Annotated in this window: 17 protein-coding genes; 10 read left to right on the forward strand and 7 right to left on the reverse strand. The window is 63.3% G+C overall.

The features are described from left to right. Positions 1-38 precede the first annotated feature (38 nt). Together ybbP and ybbA are read right to left on the reverse strand one after the other, a co-directional pair. Positions 39-2456, reverse strand: a complete 2418-nt coding sequence (gene ybbP, locus ACR6A7_RS06110) for a putative ABC transporter permease subunit YbbP (RefSeq protein WP_434123948.1) — start codon at positions 2454-2456, stop codon at positions 39-41. Continuing rightward, the gene (gene ybbA / locus ACR6A7_RS06115) at positions 2456-3139 is read right to left on the reverse strand and encodes a putative ABC transporter ATP-binding protein YbbA (RefSeq protein ID WP_434123949.1); all 684 of its coding nucleotides are present in this window, start codon (positions 3137-3139) and stop codon (positions 2456-2458) included. The genes ybbP and ybbA overlap by 1 nt, the downstream gene beginning before the upstream one ends. Here ybbA and tesA point away from each other — a divergent pair. From tesA to ACR6A7_RS06140, 5 genes are all read left to right on the forward strand, one after another. Continuing rightward, the gene (gene tesA, locus ACR6A7_RS06120; RefSeq protein WP_434123950.1) at positions 3107-3733 is read left to right on the forward strand and encodes a multifunctional acyl-CoA thioesterase I/protease I/lysophospholipase L1; all 627 of its coding nucleotides are present in this window, start codon (positions 3107-3109) and stop codon (positions 3731-3733) included. The genes ybbA and tesA overlap by 33 nt on opposite strands. A gap of 32 nt (positions 3734-3765) precedes the next feature. Next, a complete protein-coding gene (locus ACR6A7_RS06125) occupies positions 3766-4539 on the forward strand; it encodes an SDR family oxidoreductase (RefSeq protein ID WP_434123951.1) in 774 nt (257 codons plus the stop codon). Positions 4540-4607: 68 nt separating this feature from the next. Beyond that, positions 4608-5465: a co-chaperone YbbN gene (locus tag ACR6A7_RS06130; protein WP_434123952.1), complete on the forward strand. Its 858-nt coding sequence runs from the start codon at positions 4608-4610 to the stop codon at positions 5463-5465. A gap of 61 nt (positions 5466-5526) precedes the next feature. After that, entirely contained in the window at positions 5527-6441 is a 915-nt protein-coding gene (locus ACR6A7_RS06135; protein WP_434123953.1) for an SPFH domain-containing protein, read from the forward strand. Further along, entirely contained in the window at positions 6441-6887 is a 447-nt protein-coding gene (locus tag ACR6A7_RS06140; protein WP_434123955.1) for an NfeD family protein, read from the forward strand. Before ACR6A7_RS06135 ends, ACR6A7_RS06140 begins: the two co-directional genes overlap by 1 nt. Here ACR6A7_RS06140 and cueR read toward each other — a convergent pair. Then, positions 6884-7294, reverse strand: a complete 411-nt coding sequence (cueR, locus tag ACR6A7_RS06145; protein WP_434123956.1) for a Cu(I)-responsive transcriptional regulator — start codon at positions 7292-7294, stop codon at positions 6884-6886. The two genes, ACR6A7_RS06140 and cueR, sit on opposite strands and share 4 nt — an antisense overlap. A gap of 137 nt (positions 7295-7431) precedes the next feature. On the opposite strand from cueR, the gene copA reads away from it, so the two are divergent. The 3 genes from copA (at position 7432) to ybaK (ending at position 11468) form a co-directional block, all read left to right on the forward strand. Continuing rightward, complete coding sequence (copA, locus tag ACR6A7_RS06150) at positions 7432-9945, forward strand: copper-exporting P-type ATPase CopA (RefSeq protein WP_434123957.1); 2514 nt, start codon at positions 7432-7434, stop codon at positions 9943-9945. A gap of 68 nt (positions 9946-10013) precedes the next feature. Beyond that, positions 10014-10814 carry a TraB/GumN family protein gene (locus ACR6A7_RS06155; protein ID WP_434123958.1) on the forward strand — a complete coding sequence of 267 codons (801 nt, stop codon included), beginning with the start codon at positions 10014-10016 and terminating at the stop codon, positions 10812-10814. Between the two features lie 174 nt (positions 10815-10988). Next, positions 10989-11468: a Cys-tRNA(Pro)/Cys-tRNA(Cys) deacylase YbaK gene (gene ybaK, locus ACR6A7_RS06160; protein WP_048784540.1), complete on the forward strand. Its 480-nt coding sequence runs from the start codon at positions 10989-10991 to the stop codon at positions 11466-11468. On the opposite strand, the gene ACR6A7_RS06165 is transcribed toward ybaK, so the two are convergent. Then, positions 11465-12334 carry a LysR family transcriptional regulator gene (locus ACR6A7_RS06165; RefSeq protein WP_434123960.1) on the reverse strand — a complete coding sequence of 290 codons (870 nt, stop codon included), beginning with the start codon at positions 12332-12334 and terminating at the stop codon, positions 11465-11467. The two genes, ybaK and ACR6A7_RS06165, sit on opposite strands and share 4 nt — an antisense overlap. Positions 12335-12421: 87 nt before the next feature. Between ACR6A7_RS06165 and ACR6A7_RS06170 the strand changes: the two genes are divergently transcribed. Further along, entirely contained in the window at positions 12422-12856 is a 435-nt protein-coding gene (locus ACR6A7_RS06170) for a multidrug/biocide efflux PACE transporter (protein WP_434124130.1), read from the forward strand. An 81-nt stretch (positions 12857-12937) separates the two neighbouring features. Here ACR6A7_RS06170 and ushA read toward each other — a convergent pair whose 3' ends face one another. Beyond that, positions 12938-14692 carry a bifunctional UDP-sugar hydrolase/5'-nucleotidase UshA gene (ushA, locus tag ACR6A7_RS06175; RefSeq protein WP_434123961.1) on the reverse strand — a complete coding sequence of 585 codons (1755 nt, stop codon included), beginning with the start codon at positions 14690-14692 and terminating at the stop codon, positions 12938-12940. 450 nt (positions 14693-15142) lie between these two features. On the opposite strand from ushA, the gene ybaL reads away from it, so the two are divergent. Next, complete coding sequence (gene ybaL, locus ACR6A7_RS06180) at positions 15143-16831, forward strand: YbaL family putative K(+) efflux transporter (protein WP_434123962.1); 1689 nt, start codon at positions 15143-15145, stop codon at positions 16829-16831. Between the two features lie 81 nt (positions 16832-16912). Here the strand turns inward: ybaL and ACR6A7_RS06185 are convergent, their stop codons facing one another. Together ACR6A7_RS06185 and hemH are read right to left on the reverse strand one after the other, a co-directional pair. Next, complete coding sequence (locus ACR6A7_RS06185; RefSeq protein ID WP_434123963.1) at positions 16913-18214, reverse strand: inosine/guanosine kinase; 1302 nt, start codon at positions 18212-18214, stop codon at positions 16913-16915. A gap of 56 nt (positions 18215-18270) precedes the next feature. Then, a complete protein-coding gene (hemH, locus tag ACR6A7_RS06190) occupies positions 18271-19230 on the reverse strand; it encodes a ferrochelatase (RefSeq protein ID WP_434123964.1) in 960 nt (319 codons plus the stop codon). Positions 19231-19318 lie beyond the last annotated feature (88 nt).

The following is a 19318-nucleotide window of genomic DNA, read 5'->3' on the forward strand; positions in this document are numbered from 1 at the left end:
AGCGCTAAAGCCGACAAGCGGGCCCCAGGCCCGCTTTTTTATGCTGACTCCGCGCGCCGGAACAGCGCCTTGCCGCGCAGCAGCCGCGCCCCCAGCCAGCCGCCGCACAGCGAGAGCAGCAGCGCGCCGCCCAGCGGCAGCGCCAGCCACAGCGTCCAGTCGGGCTGCCACGGGAAGTCGAAGATTTTGCGCTGCAGCGCCCAGAGCGCCGCTTCCGCCCCCAGCGCCGCCGCCACGCCGGAGACCACGCCGAGCAGCGCGAACTCGCACCACAGCGTTCCACGCAGCAACCGCTTGCTGGCGCCCAGCGTGCGGCAGACCACCAGCTCCTGACGCCGCTGATGCATCCCGACCTGAATCTGCGCCAGCAGCAGCAGCACGCCGCAGAAGGTCACCAGCACCACCATAATCTCCAGCGCCTGACTCACCTGCGTCAGCACCAGGCCGATCTGCCGCATAATGCTGCCGATATCGAGCAGGCTCAGCGTCGGAAAGGCGCGGTTCAGCTGCGCCAGCAGCGCCTGATCGTTATTCAGCCTGAAGCTGGTCAGCCAGGTTTGCGGCTGCGCATCCAGCGCGCCCGGCGGAAAGATAAAAAAGAAGTTAGGCCGCAGGCTCTCCCAGTCCACCTTGCGCAGGCTGCTAATTTTTGCGCTAAAGGTCTGGGTATCGCCGGTAAAGGTCAGCGTATCGCCCAGCTTCACCCCCAGACGGCCGGCAAGCTCCGCCTCCATCGACACTTCGCCCGGCTGCGGCGGCCAGCTGCCCGCCGTCAGCGGATTGTGATCGGGCCGCTCGCCCGTCCACGTCAGGTTCAGCTCGCGGTTAAGGGCGTTATCCCGCTTCGGATCGGCCTCTTTGCCGTTCAGATCGGTCAGGCGCGCCCGCGCCACGGGGTAGAAGGTTTCCGGCTTCACCTGATGCGAGGCGAGAAAAGCGCGCACCTGCGGCACCTGATCCTGAGTGATATTAAGCAGGAAATAGTTTGGGCTATCTGGCGGGAGCTGCTGCTGCCAGCGATCCAGCAGATCGCCGCGCATCACCAGCAGCAGCGCCAGCAGCATAAAAGAGAGCGAAAACGCCGCCAGCTGACTCAGCGTCATGCCCGGCTGGCGCAGCAGACGGTTGATCGCCAGCCGCAGCGCCAGGCTGCGCACCACCAGCCGCCGCAGCAGCAGCAGCGTGCCCCAGCCCAGCAGCGCCAGCAGGCCCGCCAGCGCCGCCACGCCCGCCAGCAACGCCCACAGCATCTTGCTGCCGCCCACCAGCAGCGCCAGCAGCGCAATTACTACCCCGCCCATCGCCGGGATATAGCGCTTCAGCGGCCAGATATCGGCCACGGCGTCGCGACGCAGCACGCGCAGCGGCTGGGTCGCCAGCAGCAGTCGGTAGGGGCGCAGCCCCACCAGCAGCGAGATGACGAACAGCGAGCCGATCGCCCAGAGCCACGGCCAGCCGCTGGCGGGCGGCAGGGTCGCGGGCAACACCGGTTTCAGCATCTGCATCAGCAGCGCTTCGACGCCCAGCCCGAGCGCCCCGCCGCACAGCGCCGCCAGCAGCAGTACCGCCAGCCACTGGCCGACGATCAGCCGACGCAGCGCCCCCCGCGTCGCCCCCAGCGTTTTCAGCACCGCCACCAGATCGTAACGGCTGCGGCAGTAGTGGCTCATCGCCACCGCGACGGCGGCGATGGCCAGCATCAGGGTCAGCAAGGCGGAGAGCAGCAGAAACTGCTGGGCGCGCTGCATCGAGCGCCCCAGCGCGTCTTCGGAATTCTCTACGCTGATCCAGCGCTGATCCGCCTTCAGCTGCGGCTGGATCCAGCGATCGTAGCGCGCCAGCTGCGACGGCTCGCCGGCGAACTTATAACGCCAGGTCAGGCGGCTGCCCGGCTGAATCGCGCCGGTCTTCTGCGCGTCGTCCAGGTTGATTAGCAGGCGCGGCGCCATCTGAAAGGGATTAAAGCCGCCGTCCGGCTCCTGAATCACCTCGCCCGCGATGCGCAGGCTGGCGTCGCCGACATCCAGCCTGTCGCCCACCTTGAGGTTAAGCAGCGCCATCAGCCGCGGTGCAGCCAGCGCCGTGCCGGGCACCGGCTTCAGGCCTGGTGGGTTGGTCTGCAGATCGCCGAACATCGGATAGCGGTTATCAACCGCCTTGACCGCCGCCAGCTGCGGCGTCTCACCGGCGAAGGTCATGGTCATAAAGCTGAGCTGCCCACTGACGCTCAACCCCTCTTCCCGCGCTTTCGTCAGCCAGGCGTCCGGCACGGCCGCGCTGCTGCGCAGCGTGCGGTCGCCCGCCATAAAGTCGCGGCTCTGCTGGCTGAGCCCTTTCTCCATGCGGTCGCCGATGGCGCCCAGCGCCAGCACGCAGGCCACCGACAGCGTCAGCGCCACCCAGACAATCAGCAGCGAGGGCGAGCGCCACTCGCGCCAGAACCAGCGCCAGATCATCACGCCTCCCACACTTTGCCGTCGCGCAGCCGCAGGCGGCGATCGCAGCGCGCCGCCAGCTGTTCGTCATGCGTCACCAGAATCAGCGTGGTGGCGTAGTCGCGGTTGAGCGAGAAAAGCAGATCGGCAATGCGGTCGCCGGTTTTCCGGTCCAGATTGCCGGTGGGCTCATCGGCGAACAGCAGGCCGGGCTGCCCGCTGAAGGCGCGCGCCAGCGCCACGCGCTGCTGCTCGCCGCCGGAGAGCTGCGCGGGCAGATGCGCCAGGCGCTTTCCCAGCCCCAGCTGGGTTAACAGCGCGCGCGCCTGCTCGCGGCTCCGGCGGTCGCTCTCGCCGCGCAGCAGCGCAGGCAGCTGCACGTTCTCCAGCGCGTTCAGCGTCGGCACCAGCATAAAAGACTGAAAAACAAAGCCAACCTGCGTCGCCCGCAGCGCGGCGCGCTGCTCTTCGTCGAGCAGGTGCAGCGGCTCTCCCAGCAGCCTGACCTCGCCGCTGCTGCCGTCGTCGAGGCCCGCCAGAATGCCCAGCAGCGTCGATTTGCCGGATCCCGACTCGCCGATCAGCGCGATGGTTTCGGCCCGTTTGACAATGAAGTCAACTCCGGTGAGGATGGACAGCTGCTGTTCCCCCTGACCGACGGACTTTGTAAGATGATGAACTTCAAGAATGTTTTCCGCTGGCATTACGCTTTCCTGTTTTTCGTTCTTCTACTGGTATCGCATCTGGCCGCTGCGAACACCCTGTTAGTGTTAGGCGACAGCCTGAGCGCTGGCTATCGCATGTCGGCCAGCGCCGCCTGGCCGAGCCTGCTGAATACAAACTGGCAGCAACAGCCTAAGGTGGTCAATGCCAGCATCAGCGGCGACACCGCCGCGCAGGGGCTGGCGCGCTTGCCGGCGCTATTAAAACAGCATCAGCCGCAGTGGGTGTTAATCGAACTGGGCGGTAACGACGGTCTGCGCGGCTTTCCGCCGCAGGCTATCGAGCAGGATCTGCGTAAAATCATCGACGACATAAAGGCGGCGAACGCAAAGCCGCTGCTGATGCAGGTGCGTCTGCCCGCCAATTACGGGCGGCGTTATACGGAAGCATTCAGCGGGATCTATCCCAGACTGGCACAGCAGTACAACATCCCTCTGGTGCCCTTTTTTATGGAGCAGGTCTACCTGAAACCTGAATGGATGCAGCAGGACGGTATCCATCCGAACCCCGATGCGCAGCCCTTTATCGCCGAACTGATGGCGAAAGAACTGGCCCCTTTAGTTAAGCATGAGTAATCTGCGGCGACGCGCTTTTTATGGGTAAAGATATGCAAAAAACCGTTGTAATTACCGGCTGTTCCAGCGGTATTGGTCTGGTGGCGGCGCAGGATCTGCAGGCGCGCGGCTACCGCGTGATCGCCGCCTGCCGCAAGCCCGAGGATGTCGAGCGGATGCGCGCGCAGGGCTTTGTCGCCGTCGCGCTCGATCTTGACGACGCGGCGAGCATCGATCGCGCCGCCGATGAGATCCTGGCGCTGACGGCGCACCGTCTGTTCGCGCTGTTCAACAACGGCGGCTTTGGCCTCTACGGCCCGCTGCGCACGCTGTCGCGCCAGCAGCTGGAGCAGCAGTTCTCTACCAACTTCTTCGGCGCCCATCAGCTGACGATGCGGCTGCTGCCCGCGCTGGAAGCGCACGGCGACGCGCGCATCGTCAACACCAGCTCCGTGCTCGGGCTGATCTCCACGCCGGGCCGCGGCGCCTATGCCGCCAGCAAATATGCGCTGGAGGCCTGGAGCGACGCGCTGCGCCTTGAACTGCGCCGCAGCGGCGTGCGCGTCAGCCTGATCGAGCCGGGGCCTGTTCACACCCGCTTTACCGATAACGTAACCCAGGGTGAGCCGGACCAGCCGGTGCGTAACCCCGGCATCGCCGCGCGCTTCAGCCTGCCGCCGGAAGCGATCCTGCCGAAGCTGCGCCATGCGCTGGAGAGCCCCCATCCGCGCCTGCGCTATCCGGTGACCCTGGTGGCGCATGCAATGAGCATCCTGAAAAGAGTGCTGCCGGGCTGGATGCTGGATCGCATTTTAAGCAGCCGCTGAGAATTCATCTTGAAGCGGGCCTGTCCGGCCCCATATTCTTTAAACACTTTCTGCCAAGAGACTTCGCTATGTCACCACAAGCTTCGATTATCGACGTTAACGAATCCAACCTGCATCAGACGCTGGAACAGTCCATGCAGATCCCGGTGCTGTTCTATTTCTGGTCGGATCGCAGCCAACATTGCCAGCAGCTGACGCCGCTGCTGGAGCGTCTGGCGCAGGAGTACGCCGGCCAGTTTATTCTGGCGAAGCTCGACTGCGACAAAGAGCAAATGGTGGCGTCACAGTTCGGCCTGCGCTCCATCCCGACGGTCTATCTGTTCCAGAACGGCCAGCCGGTCGACGGTTTCCAGGGGCCACAGCCGGAAGAGGCGGTGCGCGCGCTGCTGGAAAAAGTGCTGCCGCGCGAAGAGGAGCTGAAGGCGCAGCAGGCGCTGGCGCTGATGGAAGAAGGCAAACCGCTGGAGGCGCTGCCGCTGCTGAAGGAGGCCTGGCAGATCAGCCGCCAGGCGAGCGAAATCGGCTTTTTGCTGGCGGAAGTCTTGATCGGCCTGAACCGCAGCGACGAAGCGGAAGAGGTGCTGGCGAAGGTGCCGCTGCAGGATCAGGACACGCGCTATCAGAGCCTGATGGCACAGATCGATCTGCTGAAGCAGGCGGCCGATACGCCGGAAATCCAGCAGCTGCAGGCGCAGCTGGAGAGCGATCCCACCAATGCCGAGCTGGCTGCTAAGCTCTCGTTACAGCTGCATCAGGTTGGGCGCAACGAAGAGGCGCTGGAGCTGCTGCTTGGCTTCCTGAAGCGCGATATGAACGCGGCGGACGGCCAGGTGCGCAAAATGCTGCAGGAGATCCTCGCGGCGCTCGGCACCGGCGACGCGCTCGCAGCCCGCTACCGCCGCCAGCTCTACTCGCTGCTCTACTAAGCGGCGGCGTCCTGTCCGGGCCGAAGCGACTCGGCCCGTAAATTAACAATCGGGAGGTTATATGTTAACAGTCATTCCTGCGCTGATCGTGCTGGCGCTGGTCACGGTGTGGGCGGGCGTCAAGATCGTGCCGCAGGGCTATCAGTGGACCGTGGAGCGCTTTGGCCGCTACACCCGCACGCTGCAGCCCGGACTGAGTCTGGTCGTGCCCTTTATGGATCGTATCGGTCACAAGATCAATATGATGGAGCGCGTGCTGGATATTCCCTCGCAGGAAGTTATCTCCAAAGACAACGCCAACGTCACCATCGACGCCGTCTGTTTTATTCAGGCGGTGGATCCGGCGCGCGCCGCCTATGAGGTCAGTAATCTCGAACTGGCGATCATCAACCTCACCATGACCAACATCCGCACCGTGCTCGGCGGCATGGAGCTGGATGAGATGCTGTCGCAGCGCGATAACATCAACACCCGATTGCTGCACATCGTCGACGAGGCAACCAATCCCTGGGGCGTGAAAATCACCCGCATCGAAATCCGCGATGTGCGTCCGCCGCAAGAGCTGATCGCCGCCATGAATGCGCAGATGAAGGCGGAGCGCACCAAGCGCGCCGACATCCTTGCGGCGGAAGGCGTGCGCCAGGCGGCCATTCTGCGCGCCGAGGGCGATAAGCAGTCGCGCATCCTGAAGGCTGAAGGCGAACGCACCTCGGCGTTCCTGCAGGCGGAGGCGCGTGAACGTCAGGCGGAAGCCGAAGCGCGCGCCACCAAAATGGTCTCAGAAGCGATCGCGGCGGGCGACATCCAGGCGGTGAACTACTTCGTGGCGCAGAAATATACCGACGCGCTGCAGAAAATCGGCGAAGCCAGCAACAGCAAGGTGGTGATGATGCCGCTGGACGCCAGCAGCCTGCTCGGCTCGGTGGCGGGCATCAGCGAGCTGCTTAAAGGCAGCGCTGCAGAGTCGAAACGCTGATGGTGATGGAGATCGTTGCCCATCCGCACTGGTTCTGGCTGACCCTCGGTGGCCTCTTGCTGGCGGCGGAGATGCTCGGCACCAGCGGCTATCTCCTGTGGAGCGGCATCGCGGCGGTGCTGGTAGGCATCGTGGAGTGGCTGACGCCCTTCAGCTGGACGGCGCAGGGCTCACTGTTCGCCCTGCTGACGCTGGTCTGCGTCTATCTCTGGTATCGCTGGATGCGCCATCGCGAGCGCCACCAGCAGCCCAACTCCCTTAACCAGCGCGGCAATCAGCTGATCGGCACGCTTCTGACGCTGGATGCGCCGCTGGTCAACGGCATCGGCCACGTGCGGCTGGGTGACAGCAGCTGGCGCGTGCAGGCCGATCGGGATCTGCCCGCGGGCGCGCAGGTCGTCGTGACGGGCATCGAGGGCATTACGCTACACATCAGGCCGCGTTAATCAGGCTGGCGATGGCCGCAGCAGCCCGCCAGATTATTGATAATCGGGCACTCCGCGCCTTCGTCCCCCGGACAGGCGTCGGCCAGCGCCAGCAGCCGCATGCGCGTCGCCTGTAGCTCTTCGATATGGACGGCGATCTCCGCTGCCTTCTGCAGGGTGCGCGCTTTGACGTCAGCGCTGTGGCGCCCCGGATTGTTGAACAGCGTCACCAGCTCGCGGCACTCGTCGAGCGTAAAGCCCACCTGACGCGCCTGGCGCAGCAGATTAAGCTCATCGAGATGATGCGCGCTGTAGCGACGATATCCGTTGTCGCTGCGCAACGGCGGCGTTACTACGCCCTTCTCTTCATAGAAACGAATCGCCTTGCTGGTCAACCCGGTTTTTTTCGCAACATCGCTGATGTTCACCCTGCTCTCTCCTCAAAAAATCGATCGCGGCCAGTCTCCGTAAAAAGAGTTTGACCTTCCCCTTGATGGAAGGTTTAGCCTGTATTACGAGTGATAACAAGCTCGCATTGTTAACGGCGACACAACAGGAGAACGCTATGTCACACACTATCTCGCTGGCGCTGGAAGGCCTGTCCTGCGGCCACTGCGTCAAACGCGTTAAAGAAGCGCTCGAGCAGCGCGACGATGTCGAACAGGCCAGCGTCACGCAGCAGGAAGCGCAGGTCGTTGGCAGCGCCGACGCCGCCGCGCTGATTGCCACGGTGGAAGCAGCGGGCTATCACGCTACGCTCCACGGCGACAGCCACCCAAAGCCTGAGCCGTTGACAGCTTCAGAGCCGCCGCCGGAGGCGCTGACAACGGTGGCGGAAACCGAACCGGCACAGCAGCATGAAAGCGCGCAGTTTCTGCTTATTGAAGGCATGAGCTGCGCCAGCTGCGTCAGCCGGGTCGAGAAGGCGCTGGAAAACGTGCCCGGCGTGACCCAGGCGCGCGTCAACCTTGGCGAGCGCAGCGCGCTGGTGATGGGCGACGCCTCTGCACAGCAGCTGGTCGAGGCGGTCGACGCGGCGGGCTACCACGCCCAGCCGGTGCAGGATGAACAGGAGCGGCGCGACAGGCAGCAGAGCAGCGCGCGTAAGGTGATGCGCCGCTTTAGCTGGCAGGCGGCGCTGGCGCTGGCGTTTGGCGCACCTCTGATGATCTGGGGCATGCTCGGCGACAATATGATGCTCAGCGACGCCAACCGCCCCCTCTGGCTCGCTATCGGCGCCGTCACGCTGCTGATTATGGCGGTTGCTGGCGGCCACTTCTACCGCAGCGCATGGCGCAGCCTGCGCAACGGCAGCGCCACGATGGATACGCTGGTGGCGCTCGGCACCGCCGCCGCCTGGATCTACTCCATCAGCGTCGCCCTCTGGCCCGACTTTTTTCCCGCCCAGGCGCGGCATCTCTATTTCGAAGCCAGCGTGATGATTATCGGCCTGATCAATCTCGGCCACGCGCTGGAGCAGCGCGCGCGCCAGCGCTCCTCTAAAGCGCTTGAGCGGCTGCTCGATTTGACGCCCGCGCAGGCGCGCCTCGTCAGCGAGCAGGGCGAAATGCTGGTGCCGCTCAGCGCGGTGCAGCCGGGCATGACGCTGCGCCTGACGACGGGCGATCGCGTGCCGGTAGACGGCGACATTACCGAGGGCGAAGCCTGGCTGGACGAGGCGATGCTGACCGGCGAAGCGGTGCCGCAGGGCAAACGCGTCGGCGATAAGCTCTATGCCGGGACGCTGGTGCAGGATGGTGCGGTGCGCTTCGTGGCGCGCGCCACCGGCCAGCACACTGCGCTGTCGCGCATTATTCATCTGGTGCGCCAGGCGCAGAGCAGCAAGCCGGACGTGGGTCGCCTCGCCGACCGCATCTCGGCGATCTTCGTGCCGGTGGTGGTCGCCATCGCCCTGATTAGCGCCGCCATCTGGTATCTGTTCGGCCCGCAGCCGCAGATCGCCTATACGCTGGTTATCGCTACCACAGTGCTGATTATCGCCTGCCCCTGCGCGCTGGGGCTCGCGACGCCGATGTCGATTATCGCCGGGGTCGGGCGCGCCGCCGAGCTCGGCGTGCTGGTGCGCGACGCCGACGCGCTGCAGCGCGCCAGCCGCATCGATACGCTGGTCTTTGATAAAACCGGTACGCTGACGGCCGGCACGCCGCAGCTTGACGAGGTGCTGACGTGGCACGGCTGGTCACGCGAGGCGGTGGTACAGGCTGCCGCCGCGCTGGAGCAAAACGCCAGCCACCCGCTGGCGCAGGCGATCACCGCGGCGGCAGGGACTACGGCCACGGGCGAGCTTGCGCAATTTCGTACAATACGCGGCAAAGGCGTCAGCGGCATACTCGACGGCAAGCCGCTGCTGCTGGGCAACGCGGCGCTGATGCAGGATAACGCTGTCGCCCTGCAGCAGGCGCAGCCCGATATCGAGCGGCTGTCGCGCCAGGGCGCAACGCCGGTGCTGCTGGCGCAGGACGGCGAACTTGTCGGCCTGATTGCGCTGCGCGATCGGCTGCGGCCCGAGAGCAAAGCGGCGCTGGCGCGGCTGCGTCAGGCGGGCTACCGCCTGATGATGCTGACCGGCGATCGCGAAGAGACCGCGCGCGCCATTGCACAGGAGGCGGGCATCGACGAGGTGATCGCTGGCGTGCTGCCGGAAGCGAAGGCGCAGACGATCGCCGCGCTGCAGCAGCAGGGGCGCCGCGTCGCTATGGTCGGCGACGGCATCAACGACGCACCGGCGCTGGCGCAGGCGGATGTCGGCATCGCCATGGGCGGCGGCAGCGACGTGGCGGTGGAAACCGCGCCCATTACCCTGATGCGCGCCGACCTTAACAGCGTTGCCGATGCGCTGGCGCTCTCCAGCGCGACGCTGCGAAATATTCGTCAGAATTTGCTGGGCGCCTTTATCTATAACAGCCTGGGCATTCCGCTGGCGGCCGGCGTGCTCTATCCGCTCACCGGCGCGCTGCTCAGCCCGGTCGTGGCGGGCGCGGCGATGGCGCTGTCGTCGATTACCGTGGTCGGCAACGCCAACCGGCTGCTGCGCTTTCGCCCGACGACGCGACAATAGCCGCTAATGCCCTGTTTTTCAGCGCCCGGAATCGCTAGCATGGCGTTTTGACTCAAGAAGGACGGGGCATGACAGGCAGCATATGGCGCAGTGTGCAGGGGCTGGTAAGCCGACTCTTTCCCGCCAGCTATCGCTGGCCCGCCCAGGATATTCGACTGGACGATCGGCTGCTGCATCTGGTCGGCAGCATTCATATGGGCACGCGCGATATGCAGCCGCTGCCTGCGCGGCTGCTGCGGCAGCTGGAGAAGGCGGATGCCCTGGTTGTCGAGGCGGATATTACGCAGGGCGGCTCGCCGTTCGACGATATTGACCCGTGCGATCTGCTGGAGACGCGCCTGGCGCCCGACGACCTGGCTCGACTGGCGACGCTGTGCGGCGAGCTGCACCTGTCGCTGACAATGTTCGACACCCTGCCCGCCTGGCAAATTGCGCTGATGCTGCAGGCGCAGCAGGCGCAGCGGCTGGGTCTGCGTCCCGATTATGGCATCGACTTCCAGCTGCTGCAGGCGGCGAAAACGCGAGGTAAGCCAGTCATTGAGCTGGAAGGCGCGGAGACGCAAATCGCGCTGCTGAAGTCCCTGCCGGATGACGGCATGGCGCTGCTGAAAGATACGCTGACGCACTGGCATACCAACGCGCGGCTGCTGCAGATGATGGTGAGCTGGTGGCTGGATACGCCGCCGCGCGAGCCGCGCATCGCTTTGCCCTCGACCTTCAGCACGGCGCTCAACGATACGCTGATTGCGCAGCGCAACGCGCAGTGGTGCGATCGACTGCGCGCCCTGCCGGTGGGGCATTACGTGGTGGCGGTAGGCGCGCTGCATCTCTACGGCGACGAGAATCTGCCTGAGCTGTTGCGGCGCTAGAAAAAAAAGCAGGCCGGTATTGCTATCGGCCCGTCAAAGAGGAATTTGTTTATGATTTTGGTTATCGCTCAGCCTTTCGGCTGGCGCGGGAACCATTCTTACGCAAAGCACAAACTTTCGCCACTATTAATTTATTTAATTTAGGAATGGGATTTTTCCTATAAGGAGAAGTTTATGACGCCTGCCGTAAAACTGCTGGAAAAACAAAAGGTCGCCTTTACCCTTCATCCCTATGAGCATGACAGCCAGGAAACCAGCTTTGGCGACGAGGCGGTGCGTAAACTTAACCTGGACGCGCGGCAGGTCTATAAAACGCTGCTGGTGGCGCTTAACGGCGATGCGAAACATCTGGCGGTGGCGGTGACGCCGGTCGCCAGCCAGCTCGATTTGAAAAAGGTGGCGAAAGCGTTAGGCGCGAAAAAAGCGGATATGGCCGATCCGCAGCTGGCGCAGCGCGTGACCGGCTATCTGGTTGGCGGCATCAGCCCGCTGGGCCAGAAAAAGCGGCTGCCGACGGTGATCGACCGCTCCGCCGCCGATTTCGCCACCATTTTCGTTTCCGGCGGCAAGCGCGGCCTGGATCTGGAGCTGGCGGCGCAGGATCTGGCGCGCCTGCTCGACGCGCCGCTGGCGGATATCGCGCGACGCGACTAGCTGCGCGGCTGGGCACAAAGCTGGTCGATCATCCAGCGTCCCGCCGGTCCAGGCGGATTGCGGCGCGACCAGATCGCCTCTACCGCGATTTGCTGCGGCCAGCCCGGCAGCGCAAGCTCCTGCAGTAGCCCGTGACCAAACTGCGTGACCAGCCAGCGCGGCAGAATGCTCCAGCCAAATCCCTGCTCCGCCATTTCCAGCAGCAGCAAATAGGTCGGCGCTGACCAGACGCGTCCCGGCGGCGCAATCGCGTGCGGCTCGACCCAGGTGTTGAGCCGCAGCTGGCGCACCTGCTCCAGCGCGCTTTCCGTGAGGCCGTCGTGCTGCGCCAGCGGATGATCGCGATGGATATAGATGGCCATTTCCGCGCTGACCTGCAGCCGTGCGACGGCAATATCGGGCGGCAGCGCGGGCTGGGCGCGCACCACGCCCAGATGCACCCGCCCCGCCTGTAGCAGATCCAGCACGTCTTCATCTTCAGCAATCATGCACTCCAGTTCGATCTCCGGAAAACGCGCGTCGAACTGTTTCAGCAGCTGCTCATGGTGCTGGGTCTGCCAGAAGTCCGATACGGCGAAGCTGAGGCGCGGCTCAATCCCCTGCGCCAGACGGATAGCCAGCGCGTCGAGCCGCTCGCTGGCGGCCAGGATCTGCTGCACCTGCGCCAGCGCGCCCCTGCCCTGATCGGTCAGGATCGGTTGACGTCCGCTGCGATCGAACAGCTTAAAGCCGAGATCGTCCTCCAGCCCGGCAACCGCCGAGCTGATCGTTGACTGGCTTTTGCCCAGCGCGCGCGCCGCGGCGGAAAAGGAGCCGCTGCTGACGGTCTGCACAAACGCCTCTAAAGATTCCGGTGAGTAACGCATTTCATCCATCGCTTTTATCGATAGGTCATCATTTTATCTTATCATCCTGAGATGCCAGAATGCGCGCCTGACTGCTGGAGGTTAATGATGCGTACCCGTTCGCTAAAAGAACGCTTTATACATGCGCTGGGGTTTGAAACTCTGGCGATCCTCACCGTTTCGCCGCTGGCTGCCTGGGCGATGGATAAGCCGCTGTTTGAGATGGGCGCGCTGGCGCTGATGCTCTCAACCGTCGCGATGCTGTGGAATATGATTTATAACGCCATTTTCGATCGCCTCTGCCCGCCAGGCAAAGTCCATCGCGGCGTGCTGATCCGCGCCCTGCACGCGCTGCTTTTTGAAGGCGGCTTTATTTTGATCGGTTTGCCGATTGCCGCGTGGATGCTTAACATTTCGCTGTGGCAGGCGTTTCTGCTGGAAGTGGCCTTTTTCCTGTTTTTCCTGCCCTACACCATGGCGTACAACTGGGTGTGGGACAAGCTGCGTCCGCGCTGGTTCGAGCGTAAGGCCTGCGAGGCCTGATCTCTCAAATGGCGACTCTGCTTGCCAGCGCACAGGAAGGTGTGGGAGGCAAAGCCTCCCGTGAAGGGATATCGCCAGGGTTTACGGCGCGTTATGCGCCGTTTCCCGTCCCCATGGCCAGAGCCACGCCAGAATCATCTGCGGATAGCTGCGCTTGTGCGGCTTTTCACGCGCCTTTTTCTCTGCTTCCGTGAGCCTGTGGATCGTCTCTGTCGGCACATAGTCGGCGGCTTTTAGCGGCGAATGGGCTTTGACATAGTCGCGCAGCACCTCAGCATCAATAGTTCCTGTGTTCTGATAGCCTGAATGGGTATCAAGGCGCGGATAGCCGTCGCCGCCTGCGGCGTTAAAGCTGTTGGTCGCCATGCGGTAAGTTTTATTCTCCTGCAGCGGCTGGCCGTTTATCCGCACGTCGCTTACCGTGCTGCCGTCCGCCGCCAGGCTGACATGTGCAAACTGCGCGAAGCCGCCTGTATCAGGTTTGATATTCGCCACCACGTCGAGGTATTTTTTCACTTCAGCGCCGGTCAGCGTTACCGACACCACCTGATTGCCGAACGGCTGCACCTGCAGCAGATCGCGCCAGCTCAGCTTGCCCGCCGGCAGCGAGGCGCGGATGCCGCCGCCGCTCATCACCGCGAAGTCCGCCTGCGTTTTCGCCATCTGCGCGCGCAGAATGAGCTGGCCGAGACGGGTCTGGGTAAAACGCACCTGCTCGCGCTCGCCGTCAAACGGTCCCGCCGCGCTGCCGACGGCGACGTTCAGCCGCGCCTCGGCCCGCTTCTGATAGGGCATCAGCAGCTTCATCATGGCGGTATTTTTCGGGATCTCCTGCTGATACGTCAGCCAGGTCTCGCTGCCGTCGGCGTTTTTGATCTGATGCTTCAGGTTGACCGGCACCAGCGCGTAAGACTCCAGCGCCACCTCACCGTTGCGCCAGGTAAAATCGCCGCGCCCTACATATTCACCCCACTGCCCCGCCTGCATAATCCAGACGCCGTTCTGCTTGTCCGGCTGGCAGGCCGCGCCTGGCTGCCAGGCTTTTACCCGCTCGTTCTCTTTCGCCATGCAAAGCGTATCGTGCGAATGGCCGCCGACGATCATCGCGACGGTGCCCGGCGGCAGGCTGCGCGCCAGCGTCACGTCGCCGGGGGCGTTGCTGGCGTGTTCGCCATTGTCGTCATAGCCGAGATGGCTCAGCACCACGATCACGTCAGGCTTCTCGCCTGCGCGCAGCTCCGCCACCGCTTTTTCCGTTTCGCTGACCGGGTCGCGAAATTCGATATCGCGCAGATAGGTGGGGTTCGCCAGCCTGGCGGTATCGGGCGTCGCCAGGCCCAGCACGGCGATCTTCAACCCCATACGATTGAAAATCGCCCAGGGCTTGAAGAGCCGCTGGCCGGTGCTTTTCTGGTAGAGATTGGCGGCGAGAAAGGGAAAACGCGCCCAGCTCTCCTGCTTGCGCAGCACCTCGAGCGGATGGTCGAACTCGTGATTGCCAAGCGCCATGGCGTCATAGCCGATCAGGTTCATACCGCGAATATCTGGCTCCGCCGCCAGCGCGTCGGACTCCGGCACGCCGGTGTTGACGTCGCCCGCCGAGAGGATCAGCGCGCCGCCGCCTTTGGCCTGCACATCGTAGCGCAGCGTATCCATTAAGGTCTTTTGCGCCGCCAGGCCATATTCGCCCTGCGCGCTATACCAGAAATGGCCGTGCTGGTCGTTGGTATGAAGAATGCTAAAACGGTAAGTGCGATCCGGCTCGGCGGCCTGAGAAAGCAGGGGGGTCAGCGCCAGTAGCGCAAGACCGGTGGCGGCCCATCGTGATAACAGCAAAGCCTGTCTCCTTATTTTACGCAGTCCCGTTCCGGGTGGTGTCAGCATGCTGACCCACTGTGTCGCATATTCCACTGTTTAACTCAAGATGAAACACCGCTATCGCTGGCACTGAATTACTTTTAACACTCATTGGCAAAAACGAACCGAAGCGCTAAAGCTGGCGCAAAGCTGCGCCTGAGACCGCTTACCGTGATTCGTCGTGCATTCCAGCGGGATAGTGGGCAGCAGCATGGCATTTTGCAGGAAGATATTGTAATGCCCCCCCTCGCAAGCTCGCCTTGCTGCGACGCAGATTGACGAAAACAGAGAAAAACAGCAGTTCGACTCCACTTTTCTCTTATTTTCAAACTTTTTTCTTATTATCCCGCAAATAGCACAGCGAAAATTAACACATTGCCTTAAACTTAATTGTTACAGGCAGATACATTTGCACACAAGGAGACAGGCATGCATCACACCACACCGCTGATCACCACCATCGTCGGGGGGCTGGTCCTGGCGTTTCTCCTTGGCATGCTCGCACAGCGGCTGCGCATTTCGCCGCTGGTCGGCTATTTGCTGGCGGGCGTGCTGGCCGGCCCCTTTACGCCGGGCTTTGTCGCCGACACCAATCTTGCGCCTGAGCTGGCAGAGCTGGGCGTTATTCTGCTGATGTTCGGCGTCGGACTGCACTTTTCACTGAAGGACTTAATGGCGGTAAAGAGCATCGCCATTCCCGGCGCGGTGGCGCAGATTGCCGTCGCCACGCTGCTGGGAATGGGCCTCTCCGCCTGGCTGGGCTGGTCGCTGATGACCGGCCTGGTGTTCGGTCTCTGTCTCTCCACCGCCAGCACCGTGGTGCTGCTGCGCGCGCTGGAAGAGCGTCAGCTGATTGACAGCCAGCGCGGCCAGATCGCTATCGGCTGGCTGATTGTCGAAGATCTGGTGATGGTGCTGACGCTGGTGCTGCTGCCCGCCATTGCAGGCATGCTGGAACAGGGCAACGCCAGCCCGCAGCTGCTGGCGTGGGATCTGCTGCTCACCATCGGCAAGGTCGCCGCCTTTATGGTGCTGATGATGGTGGTGGGCCGTCGCGCCGTGCCCTGGATCCTGGCGAAAAGCGCCGCCACCGGCTCGCGCGAGCTGTTCACCCTGGCGGTGCTGGCGCTGGCGCTCGGCATCGCCTTTGGCGCGGTAGAGTTTTTCGACGTCTCTTTTGCTCTCGGCGCTTTTTTCGCCGGTATGGTGCTGAACGAGTCGGAGCTGAGCCATCGCGCCGCCCACGATACGCTGCCGCTGCGCGACGCCTTCGCGGTGCTCTTTTTCGTCTCGGTCGGCATGCTGTTCGATCCGATGATCCTGGTGGAACAGCCGCTGGCGGTGCTGGGCGCGCTGGTGATTGTGGTGCTGGGCAAATCTGTCGCCGCCTGGCTGCTGGTGACGCTGTTGGGCCATTCCCGCCGCACCGCGCTGACCATCTCCGTCAGCCTGGCGCAGATTGGCGAATTCGCCTTTATTCTGGCCGGTCTCGGCATCTCCCTCAATCTGCTCAGCAGCGAGGGGCGTAACCTGGTGCTGGCGGCGGCAATCCTCTCTATTATGCTCAACCCTGTTCTGTTCAGCCTGCTGGAGCGTTTCCTGGCGAGGAGCGAAAGTCGTCAGCCACAGGCGCAGGAAGAGGCGGTTGAGGAAGAGAAGCAGATTCCGGTGGATATCTGCCACCACGCCGTCATCGTCGGCTATGGCCGGGTCGGCAGCCTGCTGGGCCAGAAGCTGCTGGAGGCGGATGTGCCTTTCGTGGTCGTGGAGAACTCACGCGCGCGCGTCGAGGCGCTGCGCGAACAGGGCATTCCGGCGGTGCTCGGCAATGCGGTGCGCGCCGAAACCATGGAGCTGGCGCGACTCGACTGCGCGCGCTGGCTGCTGCTGACCATTCCCAACGGCTTCGAGTCAGGCGAGATCGTGACTACCGCGCGCGAGAAGTTTGCCGACATCGAGATTATCGCGCGCGCGCACTACGACGACGAAGTGGAATACATTATGGCGCGCGGCGCCACGCGCGTCGTGATGGGCGAGCGCGAGATCGCCAGCAGCATGCTGCATATGCTGGAGGCGGAGATCGCCGAGCGCCCTGTGGTGCGCGAGTGCCCGATTTAAGCTTTATATCGCCGCTTAACCACGGCGCCCGCGCGGAGAGCAAGCAGGCGCCGGCAGGCGCCTGCCCTCTTTCCTCAAGACTTAACGATCCCAGTAGGACTCTTCAAGGCTGTCTTCACGCTCCGGCAGGCCGCGCGTCAGGCGCGGCGAATGCTGGTTAAGCACCTGGTAGCTGACGCGGTTAGCGTATTTACACACCTGCGCCAGCGACGAATAGGTCAGGTATTCGCGCGCGTGCTTGCTGGAATTCGGCACTTTCTGCCGATGGTAGTTGTTCGCCGTAATGTCGTGCAGCAGCGCCGCCAGCGCGCCGTCGCCCGCGCCGTTGGTGTTCATGATCTTCTCAGGTCCGCCCATATAGGGGGCGATATGAGAGAAGATGCGCAGCGGCTGCTCGCACGCCTGCCGACGCATAGCGCGGCTGAACTCATACTGGTTAAATTCCGCGATCGCGCCGGGCAGCAGCGGATGATTGGTTTTGCGCTTGAACGCTTCTTCGGTGTAGCCCGCCATATAAAGGCCGGTCGGACCGGCGGTGCAGAGCACCAGGTCGACCCACTCCAGCGCCATATCGGCCGCGCGCAGCGGATCCGATTCCCCGGTCAGCGCCAGCGCTTCCTCTTCGTTCATCGCCACGATAGTGACGTGGTCGCGCATGAAATCCCGCCAGAACTGCGGGTTGTCGCCGATAACATACTTCGTGCCCAGCGTCAGCACCACCGGCACGTTGTGGCGCTTCGCGTACTCAATCGCCTGCAGGGTGGCCTGCGGCATCGGTTCGCCCTCGCCGCAGCGCACCAGGTAAGAGGTGAGCACCAGCGCCGACGCGCCAGCGATGACCGCTTCGGGGATGCTTTCGGCGCGCAGCTGGTTCATCTGCCCGGGACTGATGGCGAAGGTACGTTCGCCCTGCTCGCCGATCAGGGTAAAGCAGCGGCCAATGGCGCCGTCGACGCCCTGCAGATAGTTGAGATCGACCCGGCTGGAGGTGTTGCAGAGGTAGCGATAGGCGTAACCGCCGATCTGAATATTGCTGCACATCACGCCGAGCAGCACTGACCGGTCATCGGCCAGCACCGAGTAGTTGTGCAGCGTATTGCCGATGGTGCCGCCGGCGAACTGGTGGCTAATCAGGTTATCGCGCTGCAGCTCGTGATAGAGCGTTTCAGCAACGTCGTCGGCGATGACCAGAGAGTGCCCGGCGCTCAGGCCGTAGCGAACCAGAAAGGCGTCATCGACTTTGGCCTCGATATCCACCAGCGTCTGATCGATTCCCACGACCCAGCTGCCCTCTTCCACCTCCTGTGAGGCGACGTGCAGCAAGGGATCGCGAGCGCTAACGGGAAAATAGTGTTTGGATTTGCGTTTGCCGGGAAATTTCATGATGGGCGCCGTCAGAAAAACAGGCGGAGGATGATAGCACATTCTCCGCCGCGGCTTTAACGACGCGCGTTGACCAGCTGCACCATCATCTCGATGTGGGCCGCGTCGGCGTTCAGCGCCGGGATATATTCGAACTTTTCGCCGCCGCCGTGCAGGAAGAACTCGCGGTTTTGCTCGTTGATCTCCTCCAGCGTCTCCAGACAGTCAGAGGCGAAGCCCGGGCTCATCACCTGCACATGTTTAATGCCCTTCTTCGCCAGACCCTGCATGGTTTCGTCAGTGTAGGGCTGCAGCCAGGGTTCGCGGCCAAAGCGCGACTGAAAGGTCATCATAATCTGATCGTCGCGCAGGCCCAGCGCCTGCTGCAGCAGCGCCGTGGTATCAGCGCAGCGCAGCGGGTAGTCGTCGCCCTCTCTGGCGAAGCGCTGCGGGATGCCGTGATAGGAGAGCACCAGCAGATCTGGCTGCCCGTGGGCCGCAAAAGAGCGCTCTACCGACGCTTTCAGCGCGGCGATATAGGCCGGATGTTCGGCATAGTCGCGAATAAAGTGGATATCCGGCAGGGTGCGCGCGGTTTTGAAGGCGCTGTAGAGGCCATCCCAGACCGCCGCCACCGTAGAGCAGGAGAACTGCGGGTAGAGCGGCAGCACGATCAGGCGCGTGACGCCCTGCGCCATCAGGCTGTCTACCGCGCTCTGCAGGCTGGGGTTGCCATAGCTCATGCCCAGCTCGACCGGCATATCGACGCGCGCCGCCAGCGCCTCGCGCTGCTGCTTGCTATAGACCATCAGCGGCGAGCCGCCCTCCATCCAGACGGAGGCGTAGAGCTTCGACACGCGCGGCGAGCGAAACGGCAGAATGACGCCATTGAGGATTGGCCACCAGAGCCAGCGCGGCGTATCGACGACGCGGGGATCGCTGAGAAACTGTTTCAGATAACGCTTTACAGCGGCAGTTGTGGGGGCGTCTGGCGTACCGAGATTAACCAGTAACACGCCGGGCTTGTCTTGCCTCATTGTTATTCCTTGATAGCGGAGATGCGTGAAAACAGGAGGAATTGTAGCGGAAAGCGGGAGAGGGAAAAGCAATTACTGCAAAAGGGGC

This window comes from Pantoea phyllosphaerae, from assembly GCF_051025595.1.
In the GTDB taxonomy this organism is placed as follows: Bacteria; Pseudomonadota; Gammaproteobacteria; order Enterobacterales; family Enterobacteriaceae; genus Pantoea.

Coding starts and splice junctions, on each gene's coding strand:
- ybbP (WP_434123948.1), bottom strand. CDS start 2,456: ATGATCTGGCGCTGGTTCTGGCGCGAGTGGCGCTCGCCCTCGCTGCTG.
- tesA (WP_434123950.1), top strand. CDS start 3,107: ATGATGAACTTCAAGAATGTTTTCCGCTGGCATTACGCTTTCCTGTTT.
- ybbA (WP_434123949.1), bottom strand. CDS start 3,139: ATGCCAGCGGAAAACATTCTTGAAGTTCATCATCTTACAAAGTCCGTC.
- ACR6A7_RS06125 (WP_434123951.1), top strand. CDS start 3,766: ATGCAAAAAACCGTTGTAATTACCGGCTGTTCCAGCGGTATTGGTCTG.
- ACR6A7_RS06130 (WP_434123952.1), top strand. CDS start 4,608: ATGTCACCACAAGCTTCGATTATCGACGTTAACGAATCCAACCTGCAT.
- ACR6A7_RS06135 (WP_434123953.1), top strand. CDS start 5,527: ATGTTAACAGTCATTCCTGCGCTGATCGTGCTGGCGCTGGTCACGGTG.
- ACR6A7_RS06140 (WP_434123955.1), top strand. CDS start 6,441: ATGGTGATGGAGATCGTTGCCCATCCGCACTGGTTCTGGCTGACCCTC.
- copA (WP_434123957.1), top strand. CDS start 7,432: ATGTCACACACTATCTCGCTGGCGCTGGAAGGCCTGTCCTGCGGCCAC.
- ACR6A7_RS06155 (WP_434123958.1), top strand. CDS start 10,014: ATGACAGGCAGCATATGGCGCAGTGTGCAGGGGCTGGTAAGCCGACTC.
- ybaK (WP_048784540.1), top strand. CDS start 10,989: ATGACGCCTGCCGTAAAACTGCTGGAAAAACAAAAGGTCGCCTTTACC.
- ACR6A7_RS06165 (WP_434123960.1), bottom strand. CDS start 12,334: ATGCGTTACTCACCGGAATCTTTAGAGGCGTTTGTGCAGACCGTCAGC.
- ACR6A7_RS06170 (WP_434124130.1), top strand. CDS start 12,422: ATGCGTACCCGTTCGCTAAAAGAACGCTTTATACATGCGCTGGGGTTT.
- ybaL (WP_434123962.1), top strand. CDS start 15,143: ATGCATCACACCACACCGCTGATCACCACCATCGTCGGGGGGCTGGTC.
- ACR6A7_RS06185 (WP_434123963.1), bottom strand. CDS start 18,214: ATGAAATTTCCCGGCAAACGCAAATCCAAACACTATTTTCCCGTTAGC.
- hemH (WP_434123964.1), bottom strand. CDS start 19,230: ATGAGGCAAGACAAGCCCGGCGTGTTACTGGTTAATCTCGGTACGCCA.